This window comes from Bacillus sp. K2I17 (genome assembly GCF_002209985.1).
Classification (GTDB): Bacteria; Bacillota; Bacilli; order Bacillales; family Bacillaceae_G; genus Bacillus_A; species Bacillus_A wiedmannii.
Genome location: NZ_NJGF01000004.1, coordinates 171,496 through 192,268 on the forward strand (window position 1 = coordinate 171,496; position 20,773 = coordinate 192,268).

The 20,773-nt window shown below is 35.7% G+C and carries 18 protein-coding genes and 1 pseudogene; 14 read left to right on the forward strand and 5 right to left on the reverse strand.

Annotated elements, in window-relative coordinates; all coding sequences use genetic code 11:
- Positions 1 to 222: 222 nt before the first annotated feature.
- Positions 223 to 381 (forward strand): hypothetical protein, encoded by a 159-nt coding sequence (locus CER22_RS32975; protein WP_002159080.1) that lies wholly within the window; start codon positions 223 to 225, stop codon positions 379 to 381.
- 217 nt (positions 382 to 598) lie between these two features.
- Here the strand turns inward: CER22_RS32975 and blaIII are convergent, their stop codons facing one another.
- Entirely contained in the window at positions 599 to 1,546 is a 948-nt protein-coding gene (blaIII, locus tag CER22_RS07530; protein ID WP_088608475.1) for a class A beta-lactamase BlaIII, read from the reverse strand.
- 565 nt (positions 1,547 to 2,111) lie between these two features.
- Positions 2,112 to 3,434, reverse strand: a complete 1,323-nt coding sequence (locus CER22_RS07540; protein ID WP_088608476.1) for an MFS transporter — start codon at positions 3,432 to 3,434, stop codon at positions 2,112 to 2,114.
- A 225-nt stretch (positions 3,435 to 3,659) separates the two neighbouring features.
- Between CER22_RS07540 and CER22_RS07545 the strand changes: the two genes are divergently transcribed.
- The 3 genes from CER22_RS07545 to CER22_RS07555 are packed head-to-tail and all read left to right on the forward strand — an operon-like array spanning position 3,660 to position 6,917.
- Entirely contained in the window at positions 3,660 to 5,249 is a 1,590-nt protein-coding gene (locus CER22_RS07545; RefSeq protein WP_088608477.1) for an ATP-binding protein, read from the forward strand.
- Positions 5,250 to 5,268: 19 nt separating this feature from the next.
- Complete coding sequence (locus CER22_RS07550) at positions 5,269 to 5,946, forward strand: response regulator (RefSeq protein WP_088608478.1); 678 nt, start codon at positions 5,269 to 5,271, stop codon at positions 5,944 to 5,946.
- Positions 5,943 to 6,917 (forward strand): tripartite tricarboxylate transporter substrate binding protein, encoded by a 975-nt coding sequence (locus CER22_RS07555; protein ID WP_088608479.1) that lies wholly within the window; start codon positions 5,943 to 5,945, stop codon positions 6,915 to 6,917. The genes CER22_RS07550 and CER22_RS07555 overlap by 4 nt, the downstream gene beginning before the upstream one ends.
- Before the next feature lie 118 nt (positions 6,918 to 7,035).
- On the opposite strand, the gene CER22_RS07560 is transcribed toward CER22_RS07555, so the two are convergent.
- Positions 7,036 to 8,430, reverse strand: a complete 1,395-nt coding sequence (locus CER22_RS07560; protein ID WP_088608480.1) for a Sau3AI family type II restriction endonuclease — start codon at positions 8,428 to 8,430, stop codon at positions 7,036 to 7,038.
- Positions 8,431 to 8,772: 342 nt separating this feature from the next.
- Here CER22_RS07560 and dcm point away from each other — a divergent pair, with 342 nt between their 5' ends.
- From dcm to dnaB, 9 genes and pseudogenes are all read left to right on the forward strand, one after another.
- Positions 8,773 to 10,056, forward strand: coding sequence for a DNA (cytosine-5-)-methyltransferase (gene dcm / locus CER22_RS07565; RefSeq protein WP_088608481.1), 1,284 nt, complete (start codon positions 8,773 to 8,775; stop codon positions 10,054 to 10,056).
- Between the two features lie 188 nt (positions 10,057 to 10,244).
- A complete protein-coding gene (locus tag CER22_RS07570) occupies positions 10,245 to 11,375 on the forward strand; it encodes an endonuclease NucS domain-containing protein (protein ID WP_088608482.1) in 1,131 nt (376 codons plus the stop codon).
- 457 nt (positions 11,376 to 11,832) lie between these two features.
- Positions 11,833 to 13,242: a reverse transcriptase domain-containing protein gene (locus CER22_RS07575; RefSeq protein WP_256943714.1), complete on the forward strand. Its 1,410-nt coding sequence runs from the start codon at positions 11,833 to 11,835 to the stop codon at positions 13,240 to 13,242.
- A 355-nt stretch (positions 13,243 to 13,597) separates the two neighbouring features.
- On the forward strand, positions 13,598 to 13,936 hold the full coding sequence (locus tag CER22_RS07580) for a DUF4870 domain-containing protein (protein WP_088608483.1): 339 nt from the start codon (positions 13,598 to 13,600) through the stop codon (positions 13,934 to 13,936).
- 3 nt (positions 13,937 to 13,939) lie between these two features.
- Positions 13,940 to 14,191 (forward strand): hypothetical protein, encoded by a 252-nt coding sequence (locus tag CER22_RS07585; RefSeq protein ID WP_142293441.1) that lies wholly within the window; start codon positions 13,940 to 13,942, stop codon positions 14,189 to 14,191.
- Positions 14,192 to 14,199: 8 nt separating this feature from the next.
- Positions 14,200 to 14,943: pseudogene (locus CER22_RS07590) on the forward strand (MerR family transcriptional regulator).
- Positions 14,944 to 14,994: 51 nt separating this feature from the next.
- Complete coding sequence (locus tag CER22_RS07595) at positions 14,995 to 15,321, forward strand: nucleoside triphosphate pyrophosphohydrolase (RefSeq protein ID WP_088608485.1); 327 nt, start codon at positions 14,995 to 14,997, stop codon at positions 15,319 to 15,321.
- A gap of 193 nt (positions 15,322 to 15,514) precedes the next feature.
- Positions 15,515 to 16,375 carry a DnaD domain-containing protein gene (locus CER22_RS07600; protein WP_000312181.1) on the forward strand — a complete coding sequence of 287 codons (861 nt, stop codon included), beginning with the start codon at positions 15,515 to 15,517 and terminating at the stop codon, positions 16,373 to 16,375.
- Positions 16,372 to 17,658: a replicative DNA helicase gene (dnaB, locus tag CER22_RS07605; protein ID WP_142293442.1), complete on the forward strand. Its 1,287-nt coding sequence runs from the start codon at positions 16,372 to 16,374 to the stop codon at positions 17,656 to 17,658. Before CER22_RS07600 ends, dnaB begins: the two co-directional genes overlap by 4 nt.
- 91 nt (positions 17,659 to 17,749) lie before the next feature.
- On the opposite strand, the gene CER22_RS07610 is transcribed toward dnaB, so the two are convergent.
- Entirely contained in the window at positions 17,750 to 18,535 is a 786-nt protein-coding gene (locus CER22_RS07610; protein ID WP_088608487.1) for a TrmB family transcriptional regulator, read from the reverse strand.
- Positions 18,536 to 18,645: 110 nt separating this feature from the next.
- Here CER22_RS07610 and CER22_RS07615 point away from each other — a divergent pair, with 110 nt between their 5' ends.
- Entirely contained in the window at positions 18,646 to 19,413 is a 768-nt protein-coding gene (locus CER22_RS07615; RefSeq protein WP_088062188.1) for a TSUP family transporter, read from the forward strand.
- Between the two features lie 171 nt (positions 19,414 to 19,584).
- On the opposite strand, the gene CER22_RS07620 is transcribed toward CER22_RS07615, so the two are convergent.
- Positions 19,585 to 20,472: a DMT family transporter gene (locus CER22_RS07620; protein WP_088062190.1), complete on the reverse strand. Its 888-nt coding sequence runs from the start codon at positions 20,470 to 20,472 to the stop codon at positions 19,585 to 19,587.
- Positions 20,473 to 20,773 lie beyond the last annotated feature (301 nt).

The following is a 20,773-nucleotide window of genomic DNA, read 5'->3' on the forward strand; positions in this document are numbered from 1 at the left end:
GCATATTCCATATGAACAAAATGAATTGTAGCAAATTCTAGAAAAGTACGATTTAAAGAAGTTTGAGTTATAAAAAGAAAATAGATAAATATAGTGAAATAGATAAATTAACAAGAGAAAAGTACTTTGTGTATATCACAGGTGATTTTTATTTTCATTTGGATATAGGACTTGAATCAAACTTTTATACTAAAATATATACGGCAAAAAGGAGGGAGTATATTGCACAAAATTATTTATGGAATATTAATTTTAATGTATACTTTGTATTCATTTTTTGTAAGTGACGGAAGTGAAGTAAGGTTTATTATGCTGTTAACTATAGTACTTATCTTTTCTGTGGTTTTAGAAAAAGGAAATGCAAACAAAACGACTGATTAAAGGTCTTTTTGTTTGCATTTTTTAGTTGGCTATTAAAGTCCAGATGTTTTAGGGATAGCACCAAATCGCCATCAAGCTTAAAGAATGATTTATCCCCAAACAATAAAAATGAGCTTTTTATTACAAGTTAGCACCAAATTTCGTTTTTGGGACACTATTAAATTTTTAGTTGATGAAAACACCCGCCTAAAATAGAAAACTTTTAACATATTATCATTTATTCCGTAGCTTTTAAGGTATTTAACACGACTTTGGTTGCGTCTGCAATAAGTTTATCATCGTATTTAGCATCTTCTTTATCATGATTAGAAAGTATAGCAAGAACAATTGGCTTTTTATTTGGTGGCCAAATAATTGCGATATCATTTCTTGTTCCGTAAGATCCCGCGCCTGTTTTATCAGCTACTTCCCATCCTTTTGGTACGCCCGCACGAATCAATTTATCTCCAGTTGTATTTCTCTTCATCCAATCTACTAATAGTTCACGTTTTTCTGTTGGAAGTGCAGTCCCTAATGTAAATGATTGAAGCGTCTTAGCTATTGCTTCTGGTGTACTGGTATCATGTGTTTCTCCTGGATGCACTTCATTTAATTCAGGTTCAAATCGTTCTGAAGTAGTAACAGTATCTCCCATTTCTCTCAAGATTTTTTCAAATTCAGAGGGACCTCCTAACTGTTTAAGAATCAAATTATGTGCTGTGCTGTCACTATATCGAACTGAAGCATCTGCAAGTTCTTTTAATGTCATTCCTGTATCAACATGCTTTTCAGTAATTGGATTATAATTAGAAAGATCTACATGAGTATACGTAATTCTTTGATCAAGAGCTTCTAATGAGTTCTTGCGTAAAAGAGCGCCCACAGCTAATGATTTAGATGTAGATGCAAACGCAAAACGATCATCTGAATGATAAGCAATAGTTTGATTCGTACCTGTGTCCAGTGCATAAATACCAAGCTTAGCATCATATTCTTTTTCAAGTTTAGCAAAAGATTGATTTCCTGTATTTTCTTGTTTAATTTGATTAGCTTGATTCGTTTGTTTAGGTGGTTCAGATTGAGCATTACTATTGGAACAGCCTATAAGTGATACACATGAAAGTAATACTACAGGTACAATCTTTTTGTAATGTAAAATGTTATAGAACTTGTTTAAAACGAACATAAATTTTCAACCTCTTTCAAGAATATATGGATTTTGTCTAGGTATTCTAAATACCGATGCAATTAAAGATGACATAAGGTAACAATACTACTGCAGCTGAAATTTCACAGGTTAAATGACATCCAAAACGTTTATCCCGCATTAACGGGCAGTAAGCCCCCCGCTGATTAAAGTTTCACTTTATATGATTGATAAGTCACAGTTTGCGTTATTTCTTTTTTGTTTCCACTTGTAATGGTTCACCTGTGAAAGTATTACAATACATGTTTTTTACTTTTGGGAATAATAAGTCCTTTCATTTTTTTGTAATACATAAAAATAGATGTCAAACGGGATATGTTGTATCCAATTTGGACAACTCATATTAGAAATACACTTATTAGACACTCTAAGTAATAAATTTGTTCCACTTTAAGATGAGGAAGAATTTGGGGTTTGTAAAATAACAATGGAACTACGTGTTTTTTCTTCATACAAAAACCTCTACATATAAGTAGAGGTTTTTAAATTGCATATTAATGAATTATGCTTTTTTAGATAAACGAAGATAATAGAATACATAATTTTAACTAGACTTATTATTAGCTAGTGTACCCCCACCACCAAGCTCCGCCTCAATCTGCGAAGTTTTCGATGACTCATCCATACGCCAATACGTAATAAAGCTTATCGCGATACATCCAGCTACGTAGAAGTAGAATAGTGACTCCATCCCGATACTTTTTAGCCATAATGCGATGAACTCAGCTGTTCCACCAAATATCGCAACAGTTAGTGCATATGGTAAACCTACGCCAAGTGCACGAATTTCAGTTGGGAATAGTTCTGCTTTTACAATTGCGTTAATGGAAGTGTAGCCAGTAACGATAATGAGACCGACCATCATAAGTAAGAATGCTACCATTGGTTCTGTCGTTTTTTCCATAAAGAAGAAGATCGGTGCTGTTAGTAATGTTCCGAGAATACCGAAAGCCATTAATAGTGGGCGGCGTCCAATTTTATCGGATAATAGCCCCGCAATTGGCTGAAGTACGACGAAAATAAGTAGTGCGGCAAAGTTAATCCAGCTTACAACTTCTTTCGGAAGACCGACTGTGTTTATCATGAATTTTTGTAAATATGTTGTGTACGTATAGAATGCGACAGTGCCTCCTAATGTTAGGCCGACTACTGTTAATACTGCTTTCGGGTGTTTCATAAGAGCGCGAACGGTTCCTGCGTTTTCGCGTTTTTGTGATTTTATGTTTGCAAACTGCTCCGATTCATCCATTGTGCGGCGAAGCCATAATACAGCTACTGCGCCCATCGCTCCAATAATGAATGGAATACGCCAGCCCCAAGATTTCATATCTGGTTCGCTTAGTAATTGCTGAAGAACAATTTGAACACCTAACGCAACCATTTGCCCAGCAACGAGCGTTACATATTGGAAGCTTGAATAAAAACCACGGCGTCCACTACTAGCCATTTCAGATAAATATGTTGCGGAAGTTCCGTACTCTCCGCCAAGTGATAATCCTTGCAGTAAACGGGCAAGAACTAAAATAATTGGTGCCATAATGCCGATGCTTTCGTAACTAGGTGTACAGGCGATAATTAAAGAACCACCGGCCATAACTGTAATCGAAAGCGTTAACGCTGCCCGGCGTCCGTGCCGATCCGCATAGCGACCCATTAATAAACTTCCGATAGGGCGCATTAAAAAACCAACTGCGAAAATAGCCGCTGTGTTCAGTAACTGACTCGTTGGATCGCCTTTAGGAAAGAACTCTGCTGAAAAATAAACAGCGAAAGCAGAGTAAACGTACCAGTCATACCATTCAATTAAATTGCCGACTGAACCTTTGAAAATATTGCCGGCGACTCGGTTAGATTTTGCTTGAGCCATAATAATTCCTCCTCTTGCTTATAAATAAAATGATAAATATGAAAGCGTTTTTATTGTAGTTGAATTGTACTGTCTATAGAATAAAATCTCAATATTATGACAATTTTATTCTTTTTGTACTTTATGTACATGGAGAGTTTTAATAGTTGCTTCATTATTCGTTTTGTCATAATAATAGAAAAAGGAGATTGATAGTTTTGAATATTTTATCAAAGGATATGAAGTATGAAGAAATCACGCAAAGTGTCATTACAAACGAAAATAGTAAGCTTAATTATCGCGTTAATTTTATTTGTCGTTCTCCTATTAGCGGGAATATTTGTTTACATTCAGTCCGTTGATACGAATCGACAAGTGGAACAATTAGCACTGCAAACAGCGAAGTCGCTTTCTTTTATGCCTGCTATAAAAGATGCTTTTCAAAATAACGAGCATAAAAGTACGATTCAATCCATTGCGGAACAGGTTCGTGAGCAAGCTGGTGCAGATTATGTCATTATAGAAGATCGCTTTGGGGTGATGTATTCCCATTCTAATTCGGAGTTAATTGGCACAAAGAGTAACAATCCATATAACTATGAAGCACTTACTTTTGGCGGTTATTATACGCTTGAAGGAAATGGTGAAAGTGGTCCGGCTTTAATGGCAAAGGCACCCATTATTGTTCATAACGGAGACTACGATCAAGTCGTAGGTGTTGTGACAGTAGAGTTTTTAATAAAAGGTATCGAATCTAATATACTGAGCAGGACGAAAGAAATTATACTCTTTTCCTTAGCTGTATTATTAGCCGGCATTGTTGGTGGCATTCTTTTAGCACGTAGCATTCGTAAAGATACACTCGGTTTAGAGCCGAATGAAATCGCAGCGCTATACCGGGAACGAAGCGCGATACTACTATCTATAAAAGAAGGGATTATCGCCATTGATCAAAACGGTTTTATTACGATGATGAACACGTCGGCAGAAGAAATGCTACATGTAAATAGTGATTATATGCAGCAGCACATTTCAAAAGTTTTACCGGAATTTAATATGGAGAGAGTGCTAGAAAACGATCAAGAAATCGCGTTTCAAGATAAAGTGTTTATTTTAAATAGGACACCGATACTCGAAAATAACAGTACGGTAGGCGTTGTATGTAGTTTTAGAGATAAAACAGAACTGCAAAACTTAGTGAATACGATATCTGAGGTAAGAAAGTATTCTGAGGACTTACGTGCTCAAACACATGAATTTACAAATAAACTGTTCGTCTTATCAGGATTACTTCAGTTAGGACATTACAAAGAAGCGATTGAATTTATTCAGCAAGAATCTAATATTCATCAAAGCCAAAACCATATTTTATTCCATCAAATTCATGATGCGAAAGTACAAGCAATTTTATTAGGGAAAATCGGAACAGCATCTGAGAAGAAAATTGATTTTCATATTGAAGGAGATAGTGCGCTGCATCCGTTACCGGACCATATAAAAGTTTCACACCTTATTACGATTCTTGGAAACATAATCGACAATGCGTTTGATTCGGTGAGTGAGCAAGAGGAAAAGAATGTTTCCTTCTTCGTTACGGATATTGGGCATGATATTGTGTTTGAAGTGATAGATAGTGGAGCAGGGATACCAGCAAAAAAAATCACGACCATTTTTCAAAAAGGGTTTTCAACGAAAGGAAATGATCGTGGTTACGGACTAGCAAACGTGAAAGAAATGGTAGATCTACTAGAAGGAACAATTGAGATTCAAAACGAGAAAAATGGGGGAGCTATTTTTACAATTTACCTTCCGAAAACATTGAGAGAAAGTACATGACAAACAGGGGGATGGGCATATGTTGAAGGTTGCAATTGCAGAAGATGATTTCCGCGTCGCACAAATTCAAGAAGAGTTTTTATCAAAAATAAAAGACGTAAAAGTGATCGGAAAAGCATTGAATGCGAAAGAAACGATGGAACTACTACAAAGGGAAGAAATCGATTTACTTCTATTAGATAATTATTTACCAGATGGAATTGGAACGGACTTATTACCGAAAATCCATGCTGACTTTCCAGACGTTGACGTCATTATGGTTACTGCGGCAAATGAAAACCGTATGCTAGAAAAAGCAATTCGAAACGGCGTAAGTAACTACCTTATAAAACCGGTCACGCTAGAAAAATTTGTTCGAACAATTGAAGACTATAAAAGAAAGAAGCAATTATTACATAGTAACAATGAAGTGAATCAAGCACTTATCGACAACTTCTTCGGCATTTCGCAAACACAAGACATAAAAAACTTACCGACAGGTGTGGATCCGTTAACACTGCAAAAAGTGAAAGGGATTATAAAAGGATTCGAAGAGGGCATTACAATAGAAGAAATGGGAGAACAAATGGGTGCCTCCAGAACAACCGCAAGAAGATACTTAGAATACTTAGTAGTGACAAACGAATGCACAGTAGAGTACACATACGGCATTATCGGACGACCAGAACGAAAATATCGAATAGGGCGAGGACTATGAAAAAACGATTATTACTATGTATATGGATCATGACAGGAGTAATAGTTGGTTGTTCTTCGGAAAAATCCCATACGAGTAAAGTGAACATCGACAAAGTAGAAATCGTTGCGCCAAACGTTCAAGGAGCAGGATGGGACTTAACGGCACGAGCGATGCAAAAAACGCTAACAGAAGAAAAAATCTTCACAAAACCAATCACAGTCACAAACAAAGTCGGTGGCAGCGGTGACGTCGGATGGAAATATACGAAACAAAAAGGCGGTCACGTACTGGCGATTAACTCAAGCTTACTCATAACGAACAACCTACTAGGCCACAGTAAACTAACCTATAAAGACTTCACACCACTCGCAACATTGGCATCGGACTGGGAAGTCGTTGTCGTATCAAAAGAATCAAACATAGAAAACGCAAATCAACTAATGGAACAACTAAAACAAAACAAGAAAAACTTCAAAATCGGCGTTGCCCCAGGTCTAGGAAACGACGATCACCTATCATTCGTACAAGTAAGCAAAGCCTTCGGCATAAACCCTGCCGAACTACAATTCTTCGTCTACGAAAACAAAGAAAAAATCATAAACGCCCTAACGAACAAACAAATCAGCGCCGCAACCATGACCTTATCCGAAGCCGAAAAACAATACAAAGCCGGCAAAGTAAAAATACTAGCCGTATCCGCACCAAAACGTCTAGACCGACTACCCGAAATCCCAACATGGAAAGAACAAAGAATCAACGTCATCTTCCAGCACTGGAAAGGAATCATGGGCCCGAAAGATATGACGGAGGAAGAGGTTGCTTATTGGGATGGTGTGATTAAGAGGATGGTGGAGAGTGATAGTTGGAAGGGGATTTTGAGGGAGCGAGGTTGGGAGAGTTTTTATAAGGGGAGTGGGGAGAGTAGGGGGTTTTTGGAGGAGAGTAGTTTAGGATATGGTGAGTTGATAGGAGGAATTGGCTTGAGATGATGGGAGGTAGTACTTCTACAATAAGCTATGTAAAAAAACACCTTCTCACTGTATGTACTAATCATGTGAAGTGAGAAGGTGTTTTTTATGGTTATAGAAATTATAGATTAAGATTAAATCATTCGTTAACGTTATTGGCAACAACAGAAGCAATATAAGAATTATTCAACCAATAACACTGCTTTGTAATATGCTGACCATCAGGTAAAGTTACTTTATCGGCACCGTTGCGGGCTTTTGGTCTAATATGTGCGACACCGTTGAAATTTATTTTTGGTAGGTTATTTGCTTCGACGACTTTGTCACCACGTTTTTTATATTCAATTTGAATACCCTCATGTATTACTTTATTAACTTCTTCCCATAGTTCACGTATTTCTTTTTCTATTGTAGGGGCAGGCATGTTCCAAAGTTTAATCCCTTTAAAGTAGAGTTTACGGTTTGGATTTTCTTTTTTTGTTTGGTTAAATTCAAAAATTACGAATAAAAACTTGGTTTGATAGAAGCGTTCTCGGACTTCGCTTTCTTCCCATGATTCATTTGTCCATTGATGAAAATCAATTGTTTCAAATGACATACTTTGTTCGGGTTTACCGTTGGGCTCTAAACGAACTGTTTTAAATTCTATATTAGCTTTCGCAAATTCTTCAATTTTATCGAGTCGAGTTCCTTTGATACCAAGTAAAGAGCTTACTAATAGTGGAACAAAGCTTTTGGTTGTAGGTTTGTAATCAATAGATAATTTTTGAGCGATTTCTTGATCAGTTAAGCCTATGTAATTTTCAAATTTTGAATAAAGGATTTCTTCTAAAGATTTTCCTTTTAGTTCATTTGTTGTTGTAAAACTTACTAGTTCTTCGTTTAGGTGATACCTGCGAACTAGTGCTGTCATATAAGAAGGCTTTAACGAAAAAGCTCTTTGCATTGCTGGAATTTCAGAATACGGTTGTGAGCGAAGTGAATTTTTATTGGAACCCTTAGTGCAAGCTCCTAAATAGTTTGTATCACCTTCAGATAATTCATGTGCTTTTCCGGCACGAATTTTATTTACGATGGTTTCCCAGTCTTGTCTAATTATTTCTAAATCAGCTTCGGGATAGGTGAATAAAAGGCTTTTTGTAATGTGAAAATCTTTACGGTTTACACCAGGTACCCATTCATAGAACATTAATAGTAGTTTTTCGTTTTTCTTCCAAAAGCTTGATGTTTCAAAGTGTGTATGAACTTCTTCCATATAGTTGATAATATTTAAGACTAGCCGCTCTTTGGCTGATAATGAACCGTTTTTATTTTGTTTAAATGCAGTTACTTTGAGTTCAATACCAAGGTGTTTAAAGTCAGCTTCTGCGTTTGAATTTATTTCATATCCGAAAAAGCTCTCCTCAATTACTTGACCTAATCCGCCTTTTGATTTTGCGTTTGCGAGTCGGTCAGTTGTATCGATTTCACCAAATGTTTTTCCTTCAGCCTCATGTGCTTTTTTCATTAGTTTTTCTATTGTAGTGTAGTCCATAATAATCCCCTTTCTGTATCCAGTGCTGCGTTGTATGATTTTAAACAATACATATTAAAGTTATGCTATAATAAAAAGCTGTTTCAATTTTATATAAGTAAAATTTATAAGAAGGAAAAGACAATTTGTTTTATTAGATAACGGTTATATTGGATCTGTTCAAGGGAAGTTTCTTCCTTTATAATATTGATATAGTAGCGAACTGTTTTCTTAATTGTTACAAGCCAAAATAAGGAATTGTAAAAAAGTATGGTTCTTGAAATGTTATAGTTGATCTTTTCCTCACTTTTTATTATAATGAAGCATAGATAAATAAAATACCGAAAGGATGTTCGTGTATTTATGGTGAAAGTAGTAGAACTTTTTGCGGGAGTAGGAGGTTTTAGATTAGGACTAGAAGCAAACGAAAACTTTGACGTTCTTTGGGGAAACCAATGGGAACCCTCAACTAAAGCACAACATGCATTTAATTGTTATGCAACTCGCTTTGAAAATAAAGGAATACATGTAAATAGAGATATAGCTGAAGCTTGGCCGGAAATACCTGAGCATGATTTATTAGTAGGAGGCTTTCCTTGCCAAGACTATTCTGTAGCACGTACTTTATCAAATGAAAAAGGAATACAAGGGAAAAAAGGTGTTCTTTTTTGGGAGATAATGAACATAGTTAATTCTCGTAAGCCAAGATTTGTTTTGTTAGAAAATGTAGATAGATTATTGAAGTCACCAGCAAAACAAAGAGGTCGTGATTTTTCTATTATGCTGGCAAGTTTTAGAGATGCAGGGTATGCAGTTGAATGGAGAGTTATTAACGCTGCGGATTATGGAAATTCTCAAAGAAGACGAAGAGTATTTATTTTTGCGTATTTAAAAGAATCTCATTTCACATCTGTTCAAAGTAAAATGAAGCCTTTAGAGATATTGTGTGAAAATGGATTCTTCGCTCCAATTTTTAATGTGCATGAAGCCCCTGAAGAAAACAAAAAAAGAGGGCAATTTGAGTTGCCAGTCGATATTATTGAGGTTTCTGATACATTTAAAGCTGAATACTATAATTCTGGCGTAATGATGGATGGACAAGTATATACGGAAGAATTAGTTCCAGTAACTGAAAATCCAGAGACTTTAGGTGAAGTTGTTCAAAAGGTATATGATAAATTTGGCCCTGCAGATGAATCGTATTATTTGAAAATGGATAAGATTAACAAAAAAGGAAGAACAGAATTTGAGGAACTTAAGTATCTTAAAGGTCCTAAAAAAGAAGAAAGAGTATCAAAGGCGACAGGTCATAAATATTTCTACTCTGAGGGAGGAATGGCTTTCCCTGATGATTTAGATAAGCCTGGGCGTACAATGTTAACAAGTGAAGGAACATGTAATAGAAGTTCACATGTCATTGAGGATCCTTATACAAAAAGACTAAGATATTTAACACCAGTTGAATGTGAATTGTTAAATGGTTTCCCGATGGACTGGACAAATACAGGTATGCCACAAAGAAACAGATACTTTTGTATGGGAAATGCTTTAGTGGTTGATTTGGTGGAACGAATGGGTCAAAGGATTTTAGAAATTAACAAAGAAGAAGAGAAGATGGACAGTATTGTGCAGTTGAGTTTATTTTAATAAATGAGGGAAGGAGTGATTATTTATAGTCACTCCTTTTGTTATGTATGGATAGATGATAACTATAGGGGGGATTAAACTAAATATAGTAGATTTGAATTATATGTAAATTTAGCCTTCATTTTTATGAGGAAGTGATTAAAATGAATAGTAGTTATATCAAAAAATAAACAAGAGGGGTTTGAAATATGGCGGGCTATATTTTTAGTTTAGATAAAAAAACAAATGTGGGAGATTATTTGCAGAATGGGGTATATAGCACTAATCTCAGTGTACCAAAGAAGAACTCTTGGCAATCCCATCATGAAGGAACCTTTGCGGATTATTTCAGCATGAAAGAGGGCGATAATGTATACTTTTTTCAAAATAGAAAAATATACGGAGTCGGTGAGTTAATTAATATAGGTGATGATTGCAAGTATTTAAACTATCCAGGTGCAGATGTTCCTAAGATCCAAGAGTATAAATTAATTAAAGGCAATATGCTTTATCATAGGGACAAAAATAGTATTAATAATAGATGTTTATGCATCTTTACACCCGCACCTGCATTTTTTCAAAAAGGGATAGACATGGATGAAATACTATCATTTAGCCCAAAAAGTTTTCGGATGTTAAGGGCTTTTTGGAAAAAATCATTTATTAAGATTGATGAAGAAGAAAATAGAGCATTGAAAAATATAATCTTAAAAAGAAACGAAGAATATATTTATGAGGATGAAGGGAAGTTTAATCTCGATATATCTTTTCATGAAGAACTGAAAAGTAAGATTGGTAATGATTATTTAATGAAGTCAGAGAATATTTTAAACTATGCAGCTGTAGACGATAAGATTAAACATGAAATGGCAATTGAAGCGAGTATAGTAGATATAATAGCGAATAATGATACTAGTTTATTTGGGAAATGGGACTATGTGTCTCATCAAGTAATTGCTTCTCCATTTAAACCTGTTGATTATATGGATAAAATGGATGTTTTTGGATATAAATTTATATCAGGATATGATGTGGTGTCTAAATATTTACTTATAGAAATAAAAAAGGATAAGGCTGATTGTGAAGCCATTGATCAAGTCATGAAGTATGTTGATTGGATAAACCAGGAATATGCTTACGGTGATTATTCAATGATAAATGCATTTCTAGTGGCATCTGAATTTCCTCCACATGTAATAAATTATAAAAATATTGTTTGTAGAAGGAACTATACTATTGGAAGAAGACCTATTGTTCCAGCAGAATGGACGGATATAAAGCTGATTAAATATAGTTATGATGGTAATACAGAGAGTATTCAGTTTGAGGAAATTAGATAATGTATCGTAAAGAGTTTTTGATAATATTAATTGAGACTATTTGATTTAAAGTAAGTTTGAAAATGATGAACTTAAGATGAGCAAAAGTAGTTTAAAGGGAGTGTAAAGTAAAACTTCCCTTTTACTTTTATGTAACGATAATGTGAAAATTTGGATGCGTAATAATTGATTTTTGAGAGGCGGAAATGGTATATTTTTGTTAATATATCTTTTTTATTTACAAGGTATAGGCGTCTTACATAATTGGATGTAAGAGAGAAGGGTTTCTGTTTGTCAATGTTCTGAAGAATCAGAACATCGACGAACAAGGATAATATTGCTATGATCATTGTAATCAATGAATCGGGCATATTAATCATTCCTTCCACAATTATTAATAGTAATTTAATTCTATTATAATTGAATTGTTTATGAAAATCGTAGTCACTATTTTGTGTATGCTAGGGAGGTTTTCTGTTTGAATCAGAGTAATAGACTACAATTACAAGACTTCCCGAGCTCTACACATGTTGATTGGTCTAAATATGAGTCGAAGTCTTATATTCATTTTGATAACAGAATAAAAATCGAGCATGTGAAGAAGTTTATACAGGACCCTGTATGGATTGAGCGGCATGCTTTTTTCCCGTTTATACATTTTCAGATAAAGTTCAATAAATATACATTAAAGGATTTACCAAACCGAAATGCTTTAAAGAAGACAGGATTGCCTAAAGATTTAAAAGAGAAAAAGGTTAAAATTAGAGATATTTATTATTCTTCTCATATTGATAGTTATATATATAAGTATTATGGGGAAATGTTGAATAGATTTTACAATCAATATGCAATTGAAAAGCATATTGATTGTAATGTGTTGGCGTATAGAAATAATAAAAAGGGTATTAATAATATAGATTTTGCACATGAAGTATTTGAATTTCTTTTTAAACATAAAGAGGCGATTATAATTTCTTTAGATTTCACAAGTTTTTTTGATAATATTAACCATAAAGCGCTTAAACGAAAAATTAAAGCTATATTAGACTGTGAAGAACTTCCTAAAGATATTTATAAAATTTATAAAAGTATAACCCAGTTTAGTTATGTTAATAAGGTTGATATAGATGAATTTTTAATACAGAAATTCGGAAAAGATTTACTTGGGCAAAAATTGAAAGATAAATCTTTATCAAGAGTTATGAATCCAAGAGAATATAGGGAGTTTAAAAAAACAAAAAAAATATTAAAAAATAAAAAACCTTTTGGAATTCCGCAAGGATCGGGAATGAGCGCGGTTTGTTCCAATATACATTTAATAGATTTTGATCAAGAATTAAAAGAGTGGGCGGAATCTCACAATGCTTTATATAGAAGATATTGTGACGATTTAATTCTTGTCATTCCTGAAAATGGTGTTACCTTAGAGAGGGTAAAGCTTTTTAAAACTGAAGTGACAGATATAATTGGGGAATATAGGGATGATGGATTGGTTATTCAAAAAGATAAAACTGAAGTTAGATTATATCAAAATGGTATAATAAAAGGAGAAAATGGAGAAGCGAGTCAACTAGATTATTTAGGGTTTGTTACGGATGGATTAACGGTAAAGGTGCGAGAGAAAAGTTTATTTAAATACTATACTCGTGCCTATAGAAAAGCAAAGGTTTGTAAAAATATCACTTTGAAAACCGGTAAAAAATATGAGAGAGGAAAATTATATAAAATATATACACATTTAGGATTTAAATATAAAAAACATGGGAATTTTATTTCTTATGCAAATAAAGCACATGAAAAAATGAAAGATTTACCAATTAAGAGCCTTATAAAGAACCAAATAAAACGCCATTGGTATAAAATACATAAAGTTTTAAATGGTAACTAGTTTTTATATAGTTTGTTTAATTGATTGCAGGTATAGCAAATAGGTGGCCGAAATAGTTTTCTTATTATTGGAGATTAAATCTAATTTAAATATAGTGTGCTGTGATTGATAATACTGCTATATCTTTAATAGCTAGGGGAGAGGTGAGAGCAAGTATAGTTCTACACTGAACATCCCCTAGTTTTTTGTGATTGTTCAAAAACCTTAATTATATGAGAGAAACAAACGATATAATCAATATAGATAAAAATAATTATATTATTTACAATCTTTTAGTTAGATATTCCCCTTGCAACTCCCCCAACGTCACCCCCTAACCTAAAGGAGACAAATCAAAAAGGGGGCCAAACCACTCATGAAAACCACCACGAAAGAAAAAAGAAACACCACCATCATGTTACTACTCTCAGCCGCAATAGGAATCTTTTCACCACTACTCATGTACATCACACTGGCACGTAAAAATGAGGTGTACAAATACCATTGCCGAAAGGCGTTCAACTTTCATTTGTTAATCTTTCTTCTATTTAACATTAGTTCGCGTATTAGTGATGTTTTATTTTGGAGTGTGTTTGCATTTGAGGTCGTTCAAGTAATCATTGTTGCGTGGAAAGTAATACGAGATGAGCCATATCGTTATTTCATTCGAATTCCGTTATTTAAAGAGGATAAGTACGCTGTGGAAGGAGAATAGGTGATGAAAAAAGAAGTGGGGATAAGGGGAAAGCGAATTTTTATTATGATTGCAGTGATGTTTATTGCGATTTATATCGTTTTACGAAAAAGAAAGTATGAGTACTTTTATGATGGTATTAGTGAGTATGAACATCGTTATAGAGGGAATGTTCCTTTTTTACTGCTTGTTGTAGGTTTGTTTCAATATTGTAGGCAGAATGAGATGAGTTTTTCTCATATGCTTCAGTATGTGCAAGAGAAGTTATCAGAGTAGGTGATGGTATGGCGTGGATGATTAGTGAGTTTGCAAGTGTTGGGGATGTTACGGTGCGGACGCTTCGTTATTATGACAAGATTAATTTATTAAAGCCGAGCGATTATACTGAGGGCGGGCATCGGTTATATACGAAAGATGATTTGTATGTGCTGCAACAAATTCAATCGTTTAAGCATCTTGGTTTTTCACTTGGAGAAATTCAAAATATTATTTTGCAGCGTGATATAGAGACGGAAGAATTTTTAAGACAAATGCATTTTCAAAGAGAGATGCTTTTGGCAAAGCAAGAAAGAATTGCGAAGGTGCTTTCGCATATGGATGAAATGACGAAGAAGTTTCAAAAGGAAGAACGAGTGGATGTTGCTTTGTTTTCTTCTTTTCTTCAAACTTTCATATGGGAGAAAGAAAATAAGGAATGATTAGAGGAACATTTTTCAAAAGAGAGTGTTCAAGATTTTTATAATAATAAGGAACTAAAAGAAAAGTTTGATCGGCGTTTTATGGATGTGATAGGGAAGTTGAAAAAGTATAAGGAAGAAGAGAAGGATCCGAGTCATCAAGACGTTCAAGTTACCTTGAAGGAATTTTTCAATGTAATAGAAGAAGTAACGAATTATCTTGATACCCCTCCAAGTGATATAGAGAGTATAATCCAAAAATCAAACCTCCCACTATCTGAATTCCCAACCCTCTTCACAACCGAAGAAGAAAACTATATAAAAGAAGCAATCCAGCAGTTTAACACCTAGTTAAACTGCTTTTCCATTATAATAGAAGAAAAACCAACGGAGGGAAATTCTATGCCAACCTACAACAAACTAATCCGAAACAAAATCCTACAAATAATAAAATCCAACGGAAAAACACCGACAACAAGAATCCTATCCGAAGACGAATACATAAAAGAACTCTGCAAGAAAACACAAGAAGAACTAAAAGAATACATCGAAGCCAAAACAAAACCCGATAAACTCGAAGAACTATCCGACCTACTAGAACTAATAAACGCCCTAGCTGAACACGAAGGCACAACACTAGAAGAAATCAACAACATCCGTAAAAAGAAAGCAGAAGAACGAGGCGGCTTTTCAGATCGAGTGTTTTTAATCGAAGTAACCGATAACTAGCCCCTCCTAAGCCCCTACCAAGCCCCTACCAAGTAATAAATCACTAAGAAAAAACATAACAAAACAAAAACAACAACAAACACCGTAGTAGGAGTCGAAAAAAATTTTGAAATAATACGCCAAAAACCCTGCCATCCTTCCATATATATTATGAAGAGGTTTTCATTTTTGAACGGAGACGGGAGGAATTGGGATGGCGGTGTATCGTACTGTGCAGGTGAATTTTTGGCAGGATGATTTTGTTTTGGATTTGACGCCGGAGGAGCGGTATTTTTATGTGTACTTGTTGACTTGTTCGAAGACGACGCAGTGTGGGATTTTTCCTTTTCCGAAGCGATTAGCTGAGATGGAGACTGGTTATAATCGGGAGACTGTTGATAAGCTTGTGCAGCGCTTCATTGATTATGGGAAGATTCTTTATGATGCGGATACGAGAGAGTTATTCGTTTTGAATTGGCTTCGTTATAATCCGGTGACGAATACGAATGTGGAGAAGTGTGTGCTTCGTGAGCTTAAGGGTGTGAAGAATAAGGAGTTTGTACATATGTTTCTTCAGAAGTGTGTAGAGGAGGAGCTGAATGTTCCGATGCTTTTAGCACATTTCGGTATGCCGAGTGATTTGGCTGTGGATGATGTTGAGCCAGTTTGTGAGGAGACAGAGGAAGAAGAGGTTATAGAGGAAGAAACGGGGAGTCGCGTGTTTTCTTTTTATGAGCAGCATTTCGGTAGTTTGTCTCCTCATACTGTAGAGGAACTGAGTGCGTGGATGGAAGATTTGTCAGAGGAGCTTGTGCTGAAGGCTCTTCAAATTGCGTTTGAGAATAATAAGCGGACGGTTGCTTATGTGAAGGGGATTTTGAGAGGGTGGCACGGGAAGGGATTTACGAAAGTGTGTGAGGTTGAGGCGGATACGGCGAGCTTTAGGAAGAAGGATTCGTCTGTTAGTACGGGGGAGACGGAGGAGTTTTTGGCGAGGTGTGAGGAGTGGGAGAAGAATGCCCCGTCTGAGGAAGAGTTGCAGCGCTTTTTAGCGGAACGCGGGTGGCGGCCATGAGTATTCAAAATGTGGAGGCGGAAAAGACGGTGTTAGGTTCTCTACTACTTGATGGAGAGCTTATTAAGGAGTGCCGTTTGACGGAGCAGTATTTTTCGATGCCAGTGCACAAGTCTATATTTCAGTTAATGCGAAAAATGGAAGAAGAGGGGCAACCGATTGATCTTGTGACGTTCATTTCTAGGGTAGATCCGAAGTTTTTAGAGGGGATCGGGGGAATGGAGTATTTTATAGGATTAATGGATGGTGTGCCGACAACTGCCAACTTCTCTTATTATGAGGGGCTTGTTCGAGGTGCCTGGAAAATGTATCAGGCGGGTGTTCTCGGGCACAGGATGGGAGAGCGTCTTATTGCGGAGAAGAGTGAGAAAATTATTGGTGAGACGATTACGGCACTTTGTGAGTTAGAGGAAAAGGACTGTGTATGTGAGTTTGATTTGAAGGATGCGCTAGTTGATTTATATGAAGAGCTTCATCAAGATGCGAAAGAGATTACTGGTATTGAGACTGGTTATACATCGCTAAATAAAATGACGTGCGGATTGCAGGAAGGTGATTTTGTCGTTCTTGGTGCGCGTCCCTCTATGGGGAAGACTGCGTTTGCGCTAAATGTTGGACTGCATGCGGCGAAGTCTGGAGCGGCGGTTGGATTGTTTTCGTTAGAAATGAGTAGTAAGCAATTGTTAAAAAGGATGGCGTCTTGCGTAGGTGAAGTGTCAGGAGGTAGGCTGAAAAATCCGAAGCATCGTTTTGCGATAGAGGACTGGGAAAAGGTGAGTAAGGCGTTTGCGGAGATTGGGGAATTACCATTTGAGATTTACGATAACGCAGGCGTTACGGTGCAAGATATTTGGATGCAAACGCGTAAGTTAAAGAGGAAGCACGGTGATAAGATGGTTTTAGTCATTGTAGATTACTTGCAGCTTATTACGGGCGATCCGAAGCATAAGGGCAATCGATTTCAAGAGATTGGTGAAATTTCTCGTAAACTTAAGCAATTAGCACGTGAATTAAATGTTTGTGTAGTAGCGTTATCACAATTGTCTCGTTCGGTAGAAGCACGTCAAGATAAGCGTCCTCTTTTATCTGATCTAAGAGAGACGGGACAAATTGAGCAAGATGCGGATGTCATTATGCTTATGTATCGCGAAGATTATTATGATAAGGAAACGGTGCAGAAAGAGATGACGGAGATTCATGTGGCAAAGCATCGGAATGGGCCTGTGGGGAGTTTTAAGCTGCGGTTTTTGAAGGAGTTTGGACGGTTTGTGGAGGGGAAATAGTTGAAAGACTTGAGTATGACTTTGCAAATAAAGCATAAGTTTTTCATTTCATTAACTTATGCTTTATTCTTTGATTCTTTTAATATATTTCTTATTTCCCCATAAAGAAGGATTTTCTCTCTGCAGTAATCCATTGCTGCAAATCATCTTGGCTACGTCGGACAAGTCGATTTACTAAAACATCATGCCATACATAATCCTCTAATAAGTATATATGAACGGGGTCATCTGTATAAAAAGCAATATTACGCTCTTCAATTGATGGTCCATAAATCATCTCTTTAGAATCTATCGATAAAATAAACCAATGTTCTGTAGACAGAGTTTCTGTATAGGGTGTGATCCGATGAGCTTCTAGATTTTTAATTGGATTTTCAACATGTAAGGTAATACCTTGTACTGAAACTTTATCAGCTACCTCAGATAGTTCCTCTTTTAACGCTTCATACATCTCATCCCACATCGAAATGACAATACGTTGTTCTGCTTTTTTTATTAATGTCTGACAGTAGCTAATGATTGTTTGATTGTCTTTTAAAGTAATTACTCGATTATCCGTTTTTTCTTCGGAAGTTTCTAGTTTCTTTAATGAATCACTAATTCCTTCATAAGTAGACTGCCATTCTGATTGAGCCTTCTGTAAAAAGATTTCAACAGGTAGAGGTGAATAGCGAGTGGTGTCATTTATTTCTTCCTTCATGACAATTCCTTTTTCTACAAGGTTACCTAAAATCTCATAAATTCGCGCTCTTGGGACACCTGAATCCTTACTCACTTGATAGGCTGTGACAGCCCCCTGTTTAACAAGAGATACATAAGATTTAGCTTCATATTCATTAAAACCCATTTTTTTAAGCTGTTGCACTATGTAGTCCACTTTTTCATCCTCCGATGTTTGCTTTTATATTTCAACGTTACAATAACTCTTTACATTTAGCAAATTGATAGTTACTATTACAATAGTGACTAAAGGGGGAGGCTACTAATATGGATTTTTATTTAGACCCATCTGTATTAATGATTTTGATTGTTTTTGGATTTGTTGCCGCATTTATTGATTCAGTTGTAGGTGGTGGTGGACTCATTGCCTTACCAGCTTTATTATTTACAGGGCTGAATCCAGCAAGTGCAGTAGCCACGAATAAATTAGCATCAACAATGGGGAGTGCAACTAGTAATATTGTGTTTTATCGTTCTGGTAATCTTGATTTGAAATCGGCTTTAAAATTATTTCCAATCACTTTCATAGGTTCTATAGTAGGTGCATGGACCGTTCATTTAATGAACCCAGAAGTACTGAAGCCATTGATGCTGATAATGCTTGGTGCAGTCGCTATTTATACAATATTTAAAAAGGATTGGGGTAGTATTTCTACTCATAAGAAATTATCTGGTCGACACGTCATTATTTTTACCTTTTTTATTTTTACAATTGGTTTTTATGATGGATTTCTAGGGCCTGGTACAGGTTCGTTTTTAATGTTTGCTCTTTTATTTATTGGGTATGATTTTTTAAAAGCAGCAGGTAATGCGAAGTTTCTTAATTTAGGAAGTAATGTTGGTGCATTGTTGATATTTATGTATGTGGGGCAAGTAAACTATGCGTATGGTTTTATAATGGGGATTGCTCAAATTGCTGGAGGAGTCGTTGGCTCCAAATTCGCTATAAAAAAAGGAAGCGGGTATGTTCGTGCTCTTTTCATTACAGTAACTTGTTTATTGTTAGCGAAAAATCTGTATGACTATGTGCAGTAAATAATGTAGAAAAGGTTAACTATGCAGGCTACATAAATATAATAATTCTTTGTAACATGTTTTAGATGCTATCTTATTCGAAGATAGCATCTAAAAAAATTAAGGTAAGAGGGTGAAAATAATATAAACTCATATTTTTCTGGGGTATGTTTATTGATTATAGTGAAATGTTTACTCTATATTCCTCTTATAATTAAGCCTCAACAATCCCTTAAAATCCACCTCAGCAATCAACACACTGACTAATATAAGTGTCGCGCCTAAGTATCCTTTTCCTGTGAGCGTTTCACCTGTGAAAACGAAAGCGAAGCCTGCGGAAAAGACAGGTTCTAATGAGAAAATAAGCCCTGTATGTGTAGGCGTCGTGTATTGCTGGGCGATTACTTGCACGATGAATGCGACTGCGGTGCAGAATATGCTTAAGGCTAGGATGATTAGCCATGAGTTGGTTGTGCTAGGCAGTTTTGGCGTTTCGATAATGAATGAAAAAATAAGACTAAATAGGCCGACGAAACCGAGTTGTATGACTCCAAGTGCAATGGAGTTCACATGTTTCGTTACGCTTCCAGTAATGATGACGTGAATGGCATAAAATAAGGCAGACAGTATGCAAAATATATCGCCGTTACCGATCTTGAATTCGCTAGTTAATGTTAATAAGCCGATTCCTATTATCGTTAAAATGATTCCTACTATAACTTTCTTTTCCGGAATGTGTTTTAAAAATATAGCTGATAAGATCGGAATGAAGATGACTGTGAGACATAGTAAGAAACCAGCGTTAGAAACACTCGTGTACTTTGTGCCGAAAGTCGCGAAAATGTAAACGATAAATAAGACAGAAGCGAGTATAAATGCATATTTTACAGTTTTAAAATCGACTTTGAATAAATGTTTGTAAAATATTAAACCTGATAAAAGAAAGGCAATGATAAATCGTAATGCGATTAAGTTGTATTCTTCTATGCCTTCAAGTCCAACCTTTGTAAGTAAGATGGATGCACCCCAAAAGAATGTAACTAGTAGTAGTCCTAAATCCGCTTTTAATTGTAGTTTCATTTCTATTCCCTCGTTATGTATAAATTTTACCCCGCATTAACGTGCAGTAAGACTCCCACCTCAAAATTCGGCTGGAGCAAAGAAGTTAGGTGAGAGATCAACTGCCCGTAAATGCCCGATTGGTTCAACTAATAATCAGTGGGGGATGAACAAAACCCCCACTGATGAAAGTTCCACTTTATAATCCCATACCCCTATCCCCATTCTTCATTTTAATATTAATTCTGAATATTTGTAACTTAAATTTATCGACGTTTTTCCCCGCATTATAACGGGCTGTAAAACTCCCACCTCAAAATTC

Coding starts and splice junctions, on each gene's coding strand:
- blaIII (WP_088608475.1), bottom strand. CDS start 1,546: ATGTTCGTTTTAAACAAGTTCTATAACATTTTACATTACAAAAAGATT.
- CER22_RS07540 (WP_088608476.1), bottom strand. CDS start 3,434: ATGGCTCAAGCAAAATCTAACCGAGTCGCCGGCAATATTTTCAAAGGT.
- CER22_RS07545 (WP_088608477.1), top strand. CDS start 3,660: ATGAAGAAATCACGCAAAGTGTCATTACAAACGAAAATAGTAAGCTTA.
- CER22_RS07550 (WP_088608478.1), top strand. CDS start 5,269: ATGTTGAAGGTTGCAATTGCAGAAGATGATTTCCGCGTCGCACAAATT.
- CER22_RS07555 (WP_088608479.1), top strand. CDS start 5,943: ATGAAAAAACGATTATTACTATGTATATGGATCATGACAGGAGTAATA.
- CER22_RS07560 (WP_088608480.1), bottom strand. CDS start 8,430: ATGGACTACACTACAATAGAAAAACTAATGAAAAAAGCACATGAGGCT.
- dcm (WP_088608481.1), top strand. CDS start 8,773: ATGGTGAAAGTAGTAGAACTTTTTGCGGGAGTAGGAGGTTTTAGATTA.
- CER22_RS07570 (WP_088608482.1), top strand. CDS start 10,245: ATGGCGGGCTATATTTTTAGTTTAGATAAAAAAACAAATGTGGGAGAT.
- CER22_RS07580 (WP_088608483.1), top strand. CDS start 13,598: ATGAAAACCACCACGAAAGAAAAAAGAAACACCACCATCATGTTACTA.
- CER22_RS07585 (WP_142293441.1), top strand. CDS start 13,940: ATGAAAAAAGAAGTGGGGATAAGGGGAAAGCGAATTTTTATTATGATT.
- CER22_RS07595 (WP_088608485.1), top strand. CDS start 14,995: ATGCCAACCTACAACAAACTAATCCGAAACAAAATCCTACAAATAATA.
- CER22_RS07600 (WP_000312181.1), top strand. CDS start 15,515: ATGGCGGTGTATCGTACTGTGCAGGTGAATTTTTGGCAGGATGATTTT.
- dnaB (WP_142293442.1), top strand. CDS start 16,372: ATGAGTATTCAAAATGTGGAGGCGGAAAAGACGGTGTTAGGTTCTCTA.
- CER22_RS07615 (WP_088062188.1), top strand. CDS start 18,646: ATGGATTTTTATTTAGACCCATCTGTATTAATGATTTTGATTGTTTTT.
- CER22_RS07620 (WP_088062190.1), bottom strand. CDS start 20,472: ATGAAACTACAATTAAAAGCGGATTTAGGACTACTACTAGTTACATTC.